We start from the raw sequence: 12898 nt of genomic DNA on the forward strand, positions 1-12898 counted from the left end.
GATGAGCACGAACCCCACGATCCCCACGAACCCCGCAGCTCCTGCCGTCCGGCTCTCCGGTGTCGGGAAGGTCTTCGGCTCCACCCACGCGGTGCGGGACGTGACCCTCGACATCCGGCAGAACGAGTTCTTCTCCATCCTGGGCCCGTCGGGCTGCGGGAAGACGACCCTGATGCGCATGATCACCGGCTTCGAGGCACCCTCCGAGGGCACCGTCGAACTCGGCGGTGTCCCGGCGACCGGCGTCCCGGCCCACAAGCGGGACCTGAACATGCTCTTCCAGAGCTACGCCCTCTTCCCGCACCTGAGCGTCGCCGCGAACGTCGCCTTCGAGCTGAAGGTCCGTAAGCTCCGGCCGAAGGCGGAGATCGCGGGCGCGGTGCGCGAGGCGCTGGCGCTCGTCCGGCTCGACGGGTACGGCGACCGGTCCGTCTCGCAGCTCTCGGGCGGCCAGCGGCAACGCGTGGCGATCGCCCGCGCGTTGATCGCCCGGCCCTCGCTGCTGCTCCTTGACGAGCCGCTGGGCGCCCTGGACAAGCAGTTGCGCGCCGAGATGCAACTGGAGCTGAAGAAGATCCAGCGCGAGGTCGGGGTCACCTTCGTGACGGTCACCCACGACCAGGAGGAGGCGCTGACCATGTCCGACCGGATCGCCGTGATGAACGGCGGCCGGGTCGTACAGGTCGACACCCCCGAAGGTGTCTACGAGCGGCCCGCCAGCCGCTTCGTCGCCTCCTTCATCGGTACGTCCAACTTCCTCACCGGAACGTCGGACGGCCACGCGCTCTCCGTCGAAGGGCTCGGGGTGCTGCCGTTGCCGAAGACGGATGTCGTCGGCGAGGCGCATCTCGCGGTCCGGCCCGAGAACGTCGGGGTGTGCGGCAAGGAGCCCGCGGTGCCGCCCGGTAGCGCCGCTCTGCGGGGCACGCTCCAGCAGTCGGTGTACCTCGGCGGAACCGTCCGCCACCACCTCGCCCTCGCCGACGGCAGCACGTTCGTCGCCCAGACGCATGCCTCCGGCGCGGCCGGTCTCACCCCCGGCGGTCCGGCCTGGGCGCACTGGCGGCCGGACGCCGCCCGATTGCTCGCCGAATGACCGCCCGATTGGTCGCCGGATGACCATCCGTTCCGTGCGGCGGGCGCCCCTCGTGGCGCCCGCCCCGCACCCGCACACCGCCCAGCCCCACCCCAGCAAGGAGATCCGACCGTGAAGGTCGCCGCCGCCCAGTACGCCCCCACCGCCGACATCGGCGACAACCTAGCGGTCGTGGAGTCCATGGCCGCCGAGGCCGCCGTCGCGGGCGCCGAACTCGTCATCTTTCCCGAGGAGGCGATGATCCCGGCGGAGGCCGCCGGCAAACCGCTGCACGCGACGGCCGAGGCCCACTGGCCGGGCTTCCTCGCCGGGCTGTCCCGGATCGCCACCGAGCAGAACATCGCCGTCATCGCGGGCGGTTACGAGCCGAGCGGGGGCTCCCTTCCGTACAACACGATCGCGGCCGTCTCCGCGAAGGGTGAACTCCTGGGCCGCTACCGCAAGATGCACCTGTACGACGCCTTCGACTACCGCGAGTCCCGTGAGGTGCAGCGCGGCGACGAGGGGCCGGTGGTGGTGCGGATCGGCGAGTTCAACGTCGGCCTGGTCAACTGCTACGACGTGCGCTTCCCCGAGTTCACCCGGGCCCTGGTGGAGATGGGCGCCGATCTGCTCTCGGTGTCCGCGGCCTGGGTGCGCGGTCCGCTCAAGGAGGACCACTGGACGACGCTGCTGCGGACGCGGGCGATCGAGAACACCTGCTGGCTGGTGGCGTCGTCGCTGACCACGCCCGACTGCATCGGCATGAGCATGGCCGTCGACCCGCTGGGCGTGGTGCGTGCCGCGCTCGGCGAGGAGGAGCGCGCGCTGTTCGTCGTGGACGCGGACAAGCACCGCATCGACCGTGCCCGCACCGTGCTGCCCGTGCTGCGCAACCGCCGCATCATCATCGGACCGAGGTGACCGCCATGCCCCTGGACATCCGCGAACTGGCCGACGTGCCGGTACTCGACGAAGAGTTGGCCGCCCGGCTGGCCCGGGTGGACTTCCCCACCCTCGGCCACTACCTGGAGGAAGGCTTCTGCGACCCGGCGCTGCGGCGCGTGGCCGGTGCGGGTACCAGTGCGGGGGCCGGTGCTGGTGCCGGTGCCGGTGCCGGTGCCGGTGCCGGAAAGCTGGTCGGGCGGGCCGTCACCGTGCGGATCACGCCCACCGATTCGACCATGCTGCACCATGCGGCGGGGCTCGTCGGGCCCGGTGACGTGGTGGTGGTCGACTGCGGCGGCGACCGGCGGCACGCGCCGCTGGGCGAGGTCGTCGTCCATGCCCTGGCGGCCCGCGGAGCGGCGGGCGCCGTCGTGGACGGCGTGTGCACCGACATCCGCGCCCTGCGCGAGGTCGGTCTGCCGGTCTACGCGTACGGCACCAGCCTGCTCACCACGAAGCTGCACGGCATCGCCGACGGCGCACTGAATGCGCCTGTGGTGATCGGCGGGGTGTCCGTCTCGGCGGGTGACCTGGTGCTCGGTGACGAGAACGGGCTGCTGATCGCGCCCGCCGCGCGGCTCGCCGCCGTGGTGGACGAGGCCCTGACCGACGACGCGGAGGAACCCGACCTGATCGCCGAACTGCACCGGGGCCGCCCCCTGGGCACCCTCACCGGAGCGTCCCGCACCCTCGCGGATCTCCTGCACCACTCCCCCACCACCGCGTGACCTCGGCCCGCCAGGGCCCGCGCACCGAAACCCGCAAGGAAGCACCCATGTTCATCAAGGCAGCCATCAACGGCGGCCGAAGCCGCGCCGACCACGCCGCGGTTCCCGTCACCCCGGAGCAGATCGCCGCCGACACGGCGGCCGTGCTCGCCGCCGGCGCCGACGTCGTCCATCTGCACGTCCGTACTCCTGACGGCGGCCAGACGATCGCACCCGACGCCCTCGCCGACGTGCTGCGCGCGGTGCGCTCGGTGGCGCCCGGCGCGGTGGTCGGCACCACGACCGGGCTGTGGACCTGCTCGGGCCCGGAGGAGCGGTACGCGCTGGTCAAGTCCTGGGAGGTGCTGCCGGACTTCGCGTCCGTCGCCTTCTGCGAGGAAGGCGCCGCGGAGACCGCCGAGTTGGTGGTGGCGCGGGGCATGGTGCTGGAGAGCGCGGTGTGGAGCGTGGACGACGTGCCCGTGCTGCTGGCGTCGCCGACGCTCGGGGACAATGTGCGGGTGCTCATCGAGCCGATGGACGAGGACCCCGACACCGCGGTGGCCCACGCCCGGGAGATGGCGGCGCACCTCCGCGCCGCCGGAGTGACCTGCCCCCTGCTCTACCACGGCGAGGCGGCCACGACCTGGCCGGTGCTGCGCGCGGCCCTGGCGGACGGTCACCAGATCCGCATCGGCTTCGAGGACGGTGTGGACCTGCCGGACGGAAGCATCGCCGCCGACAACACGGCACTGGTCGCCGCGGCCCGCGCCCTGGCCTCGTAGCATCACCGGCCCTGGACCACCGGGGCCCGGACGCGCGAGGGGCGGTCCCCGGTCTCCGCCCCTCGCGCGCGATCACTCGGTGACCCGGTCACGCCCGCTGGGCGTCACCGGGTCACCGCTGTCATTCGCCGAGTTGCCCCATCAGCGGGCTCCAGTCGATCCCGTCACCGGGCTCCGGCTCCTCGGGGTAGTGCGGGCTGATGATCCGGGGCAGCTCGCTCAGGGCGCGGTCGCGGACCTCGTCCTCGATGCCGAGGATGCGGCACGCCATGTCGATGAGCAGGTCGAACATGCTCTCCTCGCCGAATGAGTCCCCCGCCATCAGGACATGCACGGCGGCCCCGTCGGCGAGCGACATCAGGATGAGGCTGAGCCGGTCGGCGGGCAGCCCTGCGCGGAAGTCGCCGGTCTTCACGCCCGCCTCGATGGCGATACGGAAGGGCCCTTCCCACCGCTGGTAGACGTCCTGCGCGTAGGTGTGCAGCGTCGCGTCGCGGTTGGCGGCCGACCAGAACTCGATCCAGAACGACCAGCGCTTGCTGAAGGGCGCCCACCCGGCCACCTGGAACCGCAGCAGCGCGAAGAGCCGGCGGACCGGGTCGGGCTCACGCTCGGACACCGACCGCCAGGTCGCGAGGGTCAGCTCCAGCATCGAGCTGATCGTCTCGCTGATCAGTTCCTCGCGGCGCCGGAAGTAGTGCTGCACCATCCCCAGCGAGACGCCCGCCTCCTGGGCGATGTCCTTCAGACGGGCCCCGTCCACTCCGTTACGGCAGATCACTTCGCTTGCCGCGCCGATGAGTTGGAGCCGTCGCCAGGCCGTCAGGTCGACGTCGGCGGCGGCGGGACCGGCCCGTAGGGAGCCTTCCTGTCCGTCGGCGTGCGCGCTCTGTGGAGCCATCTTCTATGCCCTCCCGGGTGTCACGAGTTGGCAGGAGGGTATTGCCAACCGGAACTCCATGGCAATAATAAGCGCTTATTGCCACTTCGAGGGAGGATCAGCCGTGCACTTCCCATCGCGCCGCCTGGGCGTGACAGCAGTCGCCGTCGCGCTCACCATGATCACCGCAGGATGTTCCACCGGCTCCGACAGCGCCGGTGGCGGAGGCAAAAAGCTCACCTTCACCTCGTACGGAAGCGGGTACCAGGAGGCTCAGGCCAAGGCGTGGCTGACGCCCTGGGCCAAGGCGGAGGGCGTCACGGCGGTCCAGGACCAGCCGACCGACTACGCCAAGATCAAGACCATGGTCGAGGCCAAGCGCGTCACCTGGGACGTCGTGGACACCGAGCCGTTCTTCCCGGTCGGCACCTGTGACAAGTACGCCGAGAAGCTCGACTTCGACAAGATCGACAAGTCGAAGTTCCCGGACGGCACGGTGAGCGACTGCGCGGTGCCGGACGCGATGTACTCGCTGGTCCTGGTCTACAACCCGGCGAAGTACCCGGACGCGAAGCCGACCTCGGTCGCCGACTTCTTCGACACCCGGAAGTTCCCCGGCAAGCGCCTGGCCCCGGGCTTCGCCACCGGTGGCGCCATCGAGGCGGCCCTGGTCGGCGACGGCGTCAGCGCCGACAAGCTCTACCCCCTCGACTACGACCGGGCCTTCAAGAAGCTCGACACGCTCGGCAAGAACCTCAGCTTCTGGGACACATCGGCGCAGAGCCAGCAGGCCCTGGAGTCGAAGCAGGCCGACATGGCCCTGGTCTGGTCGGGCCGCGCCTACATGGCCGCGAAGAACGGCTCCGTCTATGAGCCGGTGTGGCAGGACAACATGCTGGCCTACGCGGTCCTCATGGTCCCCAAGGGCGCCCCGAACAAGGACCGGGCCATGGACTTCATCGCCTACGCGACGGGCGCCAAGGCGCAGGCGGCGTTCGCCGAGGACCAGCCCTACGCGGCCGTGAACTCCGACGCGAAGCCGAAGCTGGACAGCCTCGCCGAGTCGTGGAACACGGCCCGTACCGACATCCAGGACAAGGGCTTCTACCAGAACGTCGACTGGTGGGCGAAGAACCAGGACGACGCCACCAAGCGCTGGACCGACTGGGCCACGGGCTGAGCCGCCGCACCCTGATCCAGAGGACGAGGTAACCACCATGACCGACCTCATGACCGGTGAGGGGACGCCCCGCGCCCCCGGCCCGGCTCCGGGTCCGGGCGGCAGGCGCGCCCCGGCCCGCGCCCCGCGCCGCGGGAGACCGGGAGGCAAAGCGCTGAGCGGCCGTAGCCGGTCGCTGCTCCTCCTGGCCCCCGCCGTCCTGATGCTGCTGGTGTTCTTCGCCTATCCGCTGGCGGACATCATCTGGCAGGCGTTCACGGACCCGAAGCCGGGGTTCGGCAACTTCAGCGATCTGCTGTCCGACCCGACGACGACCCGGGTCGTGGTGCGCACCCTGCTCACCTCGCTCGTCGTCGCCGTGACGACCCTGGTGCTCGCGTACCCGTACGCGTATCTGATGACGGTGTCCGGGCCGCGCACCCGCGCGGTGCTCATGGCCCTCGTACTGCTGCCGTTCTGGACCAGCCTGATGGCGCGCAACTTCGCGTGGATCGTGCTGCTCCAGGACGGTGGTCCGCTGGGCATGCTGGGGTCGCTGTTCGGCCGGGACGGCGGGCTGCTCGGCACCGCGCCCGGCGTGGCGATCGGCATGATCCAGGTGCTGCTTCCGTACATGGTCCTGCCGCTCTACAGCGTGATGAGCGGGATCGACCGGCGGCTGCTGAGCGCGGCCTCCGGGCTCGGCGCGGGACGGTTCACCAGCTTCCGGCGGGTCTATCTGCCGCTGTCCATGCCGGGGGTGATCTCCGGGACGACCCTGGTGTTCGTCCTCGCCCTCGGCTTCTACGTCACGCCGAAGCTGTTGGGCTCGCCGAAGGAGTCGATGGTCGCGCAGGTCATCGGTACCAAGGTCGAGAAGCTGCTCGACTTCGGCGGGGCCGGGGCGTTCTCCGTGATCCTGCTGGCGATCACCGCGCTGCTGCTGCTCGTGGTGGCCCGGGTGAGCCGGGCGGGCGCGGCACTCGGTCTGTCCGGAAAGGAGCGCTGACCCGTGGCGCGTACCGAGAACACCCTCTTCCGCGGCGGGATCGGGCTCAGGCTCTGGGCGGCCCTGGTGGGCGCGATCCTGGTGGCACCGACCCTCGTCGTCATCCCGCTCTCCTTCACCGGCAAGCGCAGCTTCGCGTTCCCGCCGGAGAACTGGTCGCTCCAGTGGTACCGGAACTTCTTCACCAACCCGACCTGGCGTGACTCGCTCGTCACCTCGCTCCAGATCGCGGTGGCCGTCGCGGTCCTCGCGACAGTGCTCGGCACCCTGGCCGCGCTGGCGCTGGACCGGGGGCGGCTGCCGGGCAAGAGCCTGATCAACGGGCTGCTGATGGCGCCGATGGTGGTGCCGCAGATCGTCGCCGCCATCGCGGTGTACGCGGCCTTCCTCAGCTGGGGCCTGTCCGGGACCGCGCTCGGGTTCGTGGTGGCGCACACCGCGCTGGCCGTGCCGTTCGTGGTGGTCGCCGTCTCCACCAGTCTGCGGGGCTACGACCGCCGGCTCGACCGGGCCGCCGCGATGCTCGGCGCGCACCCGTTCACCACGTTCCGGCGGGTCACGGCCCCGCTCATCGCGCCGGGCGTGCTCTCCGGAGCGGTGTTCGCGTTCGTCACCTCGCTCGACGAGGTCGTGATCGCGTTCTACCTCCAGAGCCCGACCCTGCACACCCTTCCGGTGACCATGTTCAGCAGCGTCACCGTGGAGACCGATCCGACGATCGCCGCCGCGTCGAGCATCGTGCTCGTCGCCACGACCGCGCTGATCCTGCTGCCGCAACTGCTGCGGCGCACCGGGCGCGAGGGGAAACGCTGACATGGCCGACACGACCGCCGCCGCGACCGACACACCAACCACCGCTGCGACCAGCACACCGACCGCCGCATCCGTACGTGCCAATGGTGCCGCGGTCCGGCTGCGGCAGCTCACGAAGCGCTACGGGGGCCGGGCCGCCGTGGACCGGGTCTCGCTGGACATCGAGGTCGGGGAGTTCATGACCTTCCTCGGCCCGTCGGGGTCAGGCAAGACGACGACCCTCGACATGATCGCCGGGTTCAGCGGCACCACCGAGGGCAGCATCACCGTCGACGGTGTGGATGTCGCCGCGCTGCCGCCGCACCGCCGTGACCTGGGCATGGTGTTCCAGCACTACGCCCTCTTCCCGCACATGACGGTCGCGAAGAACATCGCCTTCCCGCTCCAGCAGCGCAAGGTGGCGAAGGCGGAGATCGCGGAGCGGGTCGCGGGGGCGCTGCGGATGGTCCAGTTGGAGGGGATGGCCGACCGGCTGCCCAGCCAGCTGTCCGGCGGTCAGCAGCAGCGGGTCGCGCTGGCGCGGGCCGTCGTGTTCAACCCGCGGGTCCTGCTGATGGACGAACCCCTGGGCGCCCTCGACAAGAAGCTGCGCGAACAGCTCCAGGGCGAGATCTCCCGGATGCACCGCGAGCTGGGCATCACCTTCGTGTTCGTCACCCACGACCAGGAGGAGGCGCTCGCCCTCTCCGACCGTATCGCCGTCTTCAACGAGGGCCGCATCGAACAGGTCGGCACCCCCGAGGAGTTGTACGAGCGTCCCGCGACCCTGTTCGTCGCCCGCTTCCTCGGCGAGTCCAACGTGTTCACCGGACGGTGCACGGCACCGGGCGTCCTGACCGGTGACGGGTACGAACTGGCGGTGCCGCCCGGTTCCGATACCAGTGCGGACGAGGTCGCGTTGGTGGTGCGGCCGGAGCGGATGCGGCTGCTCGTGCCCGACGAGGCCGCGCCGAAGGGGCACAACGTCCTCGACGGCACGGTCACCGAGATCGTCTACTTCGGCGCGCACCGACGGGTCGCCGTCGATCTGGCCTGCGGGGAACGCGTGCAGCTCCGGGAGGCGGCCGGGCAGGAACAGCCGCTGCGGCCCGGCTCCCCCGCGCGGGTCGCGTGGCCGGTCGAGCGGGCGGCACTGGTGCCGGTCGCCGCCGACCGGGGAGACGCCGTGGCGGACACCGCCGCCTGACCACCCGTCTCCTTCCGGAGCACCCAGTCCAAGACACCCGAGGAGTGAGTCATGACCCACGACACAAGCGCCGTCCCCGGCCGGGTCCCGCCCAGTGTCGTCGCTCTCGCCGATGTGCCGGTCACGCCGGCCGCCGAGGCGGTGACCAAGGTGCGCATCGCCCGCGTCATCACCAAGCAGCGCAGCGGCTCGAACCTGATGCTCGGCGCCGCCTGGATGGATCCGGGTGAGCGCACCAACGTCTGGTCCTCGCGCGGGGACGACGACGTCGCCGACGGCGACCACTGGTACGGCCCCGTCGAGGAGACGTACTTCATCATCCGCGGCCGACTCCGGCTCACCTGGGACGAGGGCCACTTCGACCTGGGCCCCGACGACTGCGTGTATCTCGCGCCGGGCTGGACCTACCACCTGGAGAACACCGGCGACGAGCCCGCGTTCTTCACCTACTCGATGACCCCCTCGCAGGAGTAGCAGGAGGAGAACGTGAGCGACACCGTCCATGTGTTCTGGGACGAACGGGTCCTGGACCACGACACCGGGTCCGGCTTCTGGGAGGCCGCACCCTCCGATCTCCTCGCCGAACAGGAACTCCACCCCGAGAGCGCCCCCCGGGTCCGCAACATGAAGGCGGTCCTGGAGCGCGGACCGGTCGCCGACCACGTCGTCTGGCACCCGGGACGCCTCGCGACGGAGGCCGAACTGACCACCGTCCACACCGAGTCGTACGTCGAAGAGGTACGCGCCCTGTGCGAGAAGGGCGGTACCGCCCGGCACTGGCTCACCTCCACGACGACGATCACGCCCGGTTCGTGGGAGCCGCTGCTCGCCGCCGCCGGGACCTCCCTCGCCGCCGTCGACGCCGTACTCGACGGCTCGTGCGACATGGCATACGCGCTGGTCAGACCGCCCGGCCACCACGCACAGCCCCAACAGGCCGACGGCTACTGCGTGTTCGGGCATGCCGCGCTCGCCGCGCAGCGGGCACGGGACCGGGGTGTCGAGCGGGTCGCCGTCGTGGACTGGGACGTCCACCACGGCAACGGCACGCAGGAGATCTTCTACGACCGGCCCGACGTCCTGACCGTGTCGCTGCACATGGCGCACGGCGCGTGGGGCAGGACCCATCCGCAGACCGGCTCCCCCGATGAACTCGGGCGCGGCGCGGGTATCGGGCACAACATCAACATCGAGCTGCCGGTCGGCTCCGGCGACCGGGCGTACGCCGACGCGATCGAGCGGATCGTGTGGCCCGTGCTGCGGCAGTACCGGCCCGGACTGATCGTCGCCGCGTCGGGACAGGACGCGGCCACCTTCGACGCCAACGGTCAGCACAACGTGACCATGGCGGGCTTCCACCGCATCGGCACCCTGCTCGGCGAGATGAGCCGGGAGCTGACGGACGGCCGGCTCGTCCTCACCCAGGAGGGCGGCTACGCGCGCAGTTACGCCGCCTACTGCCTGCACGCCACCGTCGAGGGGCTGCTCGGCCGGGAGCCCTCACTCGCCGACCCGATCGCGTACGTACCCGACGACACCACCCGGGGCGACGCGGCGCTCAACCGCGTACGGGAAGCGCTCGCACCCCACTGGGCCCTCTGAGCCGCACGGCCCGCACCACCGCCACCCGCACACCCGCACACCCCACACACCGGAGATCACCATGGAACTCCCCTTCACGCTGCCCACCTACGACGACCGGCTGCGCCGGGTCCGGGCCCGGATGACCGCCCAGGGCCTCGACGGGCTCGTCGTCACCATGCCCGACGTCGTGAACTGGCTGACCGGTGTCAGTTCCGTGGGCTACCTCTGGCCGCAGGCGCTCGTCATCGACTCCGGTGACGGCGAGCCCGAGTACGTCACCCGCACCACCGAGGAGCCGGGGGTGCACATGCTGTCGTGGCTGCGCTCCCCGCGCGTCTACGACATCGCGACACAGGATCCGATCGAGGTCATCGCCGACAGCGTCCGCAAGCACGGCCTCGACCAGGCGACGGTGGGTATCGAGCTGGAGGCGTTCACGCTGCTGCCCGGCAACTGGGACCGGCTGCGCACGCTGCTCCCCGGTGTCCGCTGGGTCGACGCGAGCCACCTCGTACCGGAGGAGCGGCTGATCAAGTCGGCCGCCGAGATCGCGTATCAGCGGCAGGCCGCCGAGATGGCCGACTACGCCATGGAGCAGGTCTTCGCGGCGGTACGGCCCGGTGTCTCGGAGACCGAACTCGCGGGGATAGCGAGCAAGGCGCTGGGGGAGGCGGGCAGCGAGTTCGCCGCGATCCCGCCGATGGTCGTCTCCGGTGAACGCAGCGCCCTGGTGCACGCGATGGCGTCGCGGCGCACCCTGTCGCGCGGTGACGTGGTCTGCATCGAGTTCGCCGGAGTCGTGCACCGCTATCACGCGGTCCTGATGCGTACCGCCGTGGTCGGGCAGCCGTCGCCCCGGGTGCGGGAGGTCGCGGACTGCGTGGAGCGGGCGACCGAGGCGGCCATCGCCGCTTCGGGACCCGGCGCCCCGGCACCCGCCCCGGACGGTGCCTGCAACGCGGTGCTCGGCGAGCTGGATCTCGTACGCCGCCGCTGCCACCGCATCGGCTACAGCCTCGGTGTCGCCTACCCGCCCGGATGGCTGGAGCCGATGACGCTGGTCGAGGGCGACGAGCATGTGCTCGCGCCGGGGATGTCGTTCACCATCGAGCCGAATCTGCATCTGCCCGACGAGGGCTTCGGGATCAAGATGGGCGACACCGTGCTGTGCACCCCGGAGGGTGCCCGCAGCCTCTCGCGGCTGCCGCACACGCTGCACATCGCCGACTGACGGACGCCCCCTGAGCCGGGGCGGGGCGGCGGCGCACCCGAAGCCCGCCGCCCCGCCCCTCCCCGACCCTCCCGTACGAGCAACCTCCCGTTCCTCTCCCCTGTGAAGGAGGCACCACCGTGAGCGTCCCGTACGCCGACGCCCTCGCCGAGGCCAAGCCCCTGAGCCACTGGCTCGACAGCCGGGACGCGCCGGCGCCGCGTCCCGCACTCACCCGGAACACCACGTGCGATCTCGCCGTCGTGGGCGGTGGATTCAGCGGGCTGTGGACCGCGCTGCTCGCCAAGGAACGCGATCCCTCGCTGGACGTCGTCCTGGTCGAGGCCCGTACGGCGGGCTGGGCAGCGTCGGGGCGCAACGGCGGCTTCGTCTCCGCCAGCCTCACCCACGGCCTCGGCAACGGCGCCGACCGCTGGCCCGGCGAGCTGGCCGACCTGGAGCGCATGGGCCTGGAGAACCTCGCCGAGATCGAGGAGACCCTGCACCGGTACGGCATCGACTGCGGGTTCCGGCGCGACGGCAAGCTGTGGGCGGCCACCGCGCCGCACCAGGTCGACGAGGTCCGCGCGATGTGCGACCTCGCGGCGGCGCACGGCCGCTCGATCGACTTCCTCACCCGGGACGAGATCCGCGCGGAGGTCGACTCACCGACGTACCTCGCGGGCGCGTTCGACGCCGAGGGCTACGCGCTCACCGACCCCGCCCGGATGGTGTGGGGCCTGCGCGAGGCATGTCTGCGGCTGGGCGTGCGGATGTACGAGAACACTCCGGTACGGCGGATGCGCGAGGGAAACCAGGGTGTCGTCCTCGACACCGCGTACGGCAGGGTCGGCGCCCGGCAGGTGGCTCTCGCGACCAATGTCTTCCCCGCACTGCTGCGCCGGCTGCGCCTGTACACGGTGCCGGTGTACGACTACGTGCTGACCACCGAGCCGCTGACCGGCGGCCAGCTCGCGTCGGTGGGCTGGAAGGGCCGCCAGGGGATGTCCGACATGGGCAACCAGTTCCACTACTACCGGCTCACCGACGACAACCGGATCCTGTGGGGCGGCTACGACGCGATCTACCACTACGGGAACGGGCTGCGGGACGAACTCGACCAGCGGCCCGAGACGTTCGCGAAGCTGGCCGACCACTTCTTCACCACCTTCCCGCAGTTGGCGGGGGTGCGGTTCGGCCACGCGTGGGGCGGCGCGATCGACACCTGCACCCGCTTCACCGCCTTCTACGGTCAGGCGATGAGCGGGCGGGTGGCGTACGCGCTCGGGTACACGGGGCTCGGTGTGGCGGCCAGCCGGTTCGGTGCGAACGTCATGCTCGACCTGCTGTCCGGGCGGGAGACCCCGCGTACCCGTCTGGAGATGGTGCGCACCAAGCCGCTGCCGTTCCCGCCGGAGCCGGTGCGGTACGTGGGTGTCGAGCTGACCCGGCGCTCCCTGGACCGCGCCGACCACAACGGCGGGCGCCGCGATGTGTGGCTGCGCACGCTGGACCGGTTCGGCCTGGGCTTCGACTCCTGAG

General features: G+C 71.1%; 13 protein-coding genes. 12 read left to right on the forward strand and 1 reads right to left on the reverse strand.

What is annotated here, in order from left to right:
- Position 1: 1 nt before the first annotated feature.
- The 4 genes from ACIQNU_RS18645 (at position 2) to ACIQNU_RS18660 (ending at position 3515) form a co-directional block, all read left to right on the forward strand.
- A complete protein-coding gene (locus ACIQNU_RS18645) occupies positions 2-1096 on the forward strand; it encodes an ABC transporter ATP-binding protein (protein ID WP_401367248.1) in 1095 nt (364 codons plus the stop codon).
- 111 nt (positions 1097-1207) lie between these two features.
- A complete protein-coding gene (locus tag ACIQNU_RS18650) occupies positions 1208-1999 on the forward strand; it encodes a carbon-nitrogen hydrolase family protein (RefSeq protein ID WP_401367251.1) in 792 nt (263 codons plus the stop codon).
- A gap of 5 nt (positions 2000-2004) precedes the next feature.
- Positions 2005-2751: an RraA family protein gene (locus ACIQNU_RS18655; RefSeq protein WP_401367254.1), complete on the forward strand. Its 747-nt coding sequence runs from the start codon at positions 2005-2007 to the stop codon at positions 2749-2751.
- Positions 2752-2798: 47 nt separating this feature from the next.
- Positions 2799-3515, forward strand: a complete 717-nt coding sequence (locus tag ACIQNU_RS18660) for a 3-keto-5-aminohexanoate cleavage protein (RefSeq protein ID WP_401367257.1) — start codon at positions 2799-2801, stop codon at positions 3513-3515.
- A gap of 121 nt (positions 3516-3636) precedes the next feature.
- On the opposite strand, the gene ACIQNU_RS18665 is transcribed toward ACIQNU_RS18660, so the two are convergent.
- Positions 3637-4416 (reverse strand): TetR/AcrR family transcriptional regulator, encoded by a 780-nt coding sequence (locus ACIQNU_RS18665; protein ID WP_401367259.1) that lies wholly within the window; start codon positions 4414-4416, stop codon positions 3637-3639.
- Between the two features lie 103 nt (positions 4417-4519).
- Here ACIQNU_RS18665 and ACIQNU_RS18670 point away from each other — a divergent pair, with 103 nt between their 5' ends.
- The 8 genes from ACIQNU_RS18670 (at position 4520) to ACIQNU_RS18705 (ending at position 12897) form a co-directional block, all read left to right on the forward strand.
- Positions 4520-5575: an ABC transporter substrate-binding protein gene (locus tag ACIQNU_RS18670; RefSeq protein ID WP_401367262.1), complete on the forward strand. Its 1056-nt coding sequence runs from the start codon at positions 4520-4522 to the stop codon at positions 5573-5575.
- A gap of 37 nt (positions 5576-5612) precedes the next feature.
- Complete coding sequence (locus ACIQNU_RS18675; protein ID WP_401367265.1) at positions 5613-6563, forward strand: ABC transporter permease; 951 nt, start codon at positions 5613-5615, stop codon at positions 6561-6563.
- 3 nt (positions 6564-6566) lie between these two features.
- A complete protein-coding gene (locus ACIQNU_RS18680) occupies positions 6567-7376 on the forward strand; it encodes an ABC transporter permease (protein ID WP_401367267.1) in 810 nt (269 codons plus the stop codon).
- A 1-nt stretch (position 7377) separates the two neighbouring features.
- Complete coding sequence (locus ACIQNU_RS18685) at positions 7378-8562, forward strand: ABC transporter ATP-binding protein (protein WP_401367270.1); 1185 nt, start codon at positions 7378-7380, stop codon at positions 8560-8562.
- A 51-nt stretch (positions 8563-8613) separates the two neighbouring features.
- Positions 8614-9036 carry a cupin domain-containing protein gene (locus ACIQNU_RS18690; protein WP_401367273.1) on the forward strand — a complete coding sequence of 141 codons (423 nt, stop codon included), beginning with the start codon at positions 8614-8616 and terminating at the stop codon, positions 9034-9036.
- 12 nt (positions 9037-9048) lie between these two features.
- Complete coding sequence (locus tag ACIQNU_RS18695) at positions 9049-10164, forward strand: hypothetical protein (protein WP_401367274.1); 1116 nt, start codon at positions 9049-9051, stop codon at positions 10162-10164.
- Positions 10165-10225: 61 nt separating this feature from the next.
- Positions 10226-11377, forward strand: coding sequence for a M24 family metallopeptidase (locus ACIQNU_RS18700; protein ID WP_401367276.1), 1152 nt, complete (start codon positions 10226-10228; stop codon positions 11375-11377).
- A gap of 119 nt (positions 11378-11496) precedes the next feature.
- Positions 11497-12897 (forward strand): NAD(P)/FAD-dependent oxidoreductase, encoded by a 1401-nt coding sequence (locus ACIQNU_RS18705; RefSeq protein ID WP_401367277.1) that lies wholly within the window; start codon positions 11497-11499, stop codon positions 12895-12897.
- Position 12898 lies beyond the last annotated feature (1 nt).

It is taken from the genome of Streptomyces sp. NPDC091292 (assembly GCF_044757265.1).
GTDB lineage: Bacteria > Actinomycetota > Actinomycetes > Streptomycetales > Streptomycetaceae > Streptomyces.

What these genes read in the sequence shown, in the direction of transcription:
- ACIQNU_RS18645 (WP_401367248.1), top strand. Translation starts at nt 2, where the DNA reads ATGAGCACGAACCCCACGATCCCCACGAACCCCGCAGCTCCTGCCGTC.
- ACIQNU_RS18655 (WP_401367254.1), top strand. Translation starts at nt 2,005, where the DNA reads ATGCCCCTGGACATCCGCGAACTGGCCGACGTGCCGGTACTCGACGAA.
- ACIQNU_RS18660 (WP_401367257.1), top strand. Translation starts at nt 2,799, where the DNA reads ATGTTCATCAAGGCAGCCATCAACGGCGGCCGAAGCCGCGCCGACCAC.
- ACIQNU_RS18665 (WP_401367259.1), bottom strand. Translation starts at nt 4,416, where the DNA reads ATGGCTCCACAGAGCGCGCACGCCGACGGACAGGAAGGCTCCCTACGG.
- ACIQNU_RS18675 (WP_401367265.1), top strand. Translation starts at nt 5,613, where the DNA reads ATGACCGACCTCATGACCGGTGAGGGGACGCCCCGCGCCCCCGGCCCG.
- ACIQNU_RS18685 (WP_401367270.1), top strand. Translation starts at nt 7,378, where the DNA reads ATGGCCGACACGACCGCCGCCGCGACCGACACACCAACCACCGCTGCG.
- ACIQNU_RS18690 (WP_401367273.1), top strand. Translation starts at nt 8,614, where the DNA reads ATGACCCACGACACAAGCGCCGTCCCCGGCCGGGTCCCGCCCAGTGTC.
- ACIQNU_RS18700 (WP_401367276.1), top strand. Translation starts at nt 10,226, where the DNA reads ATGGAACTCCCCTTCACGCTGCCCACCTACGACGACCGGCTGCGCCGG.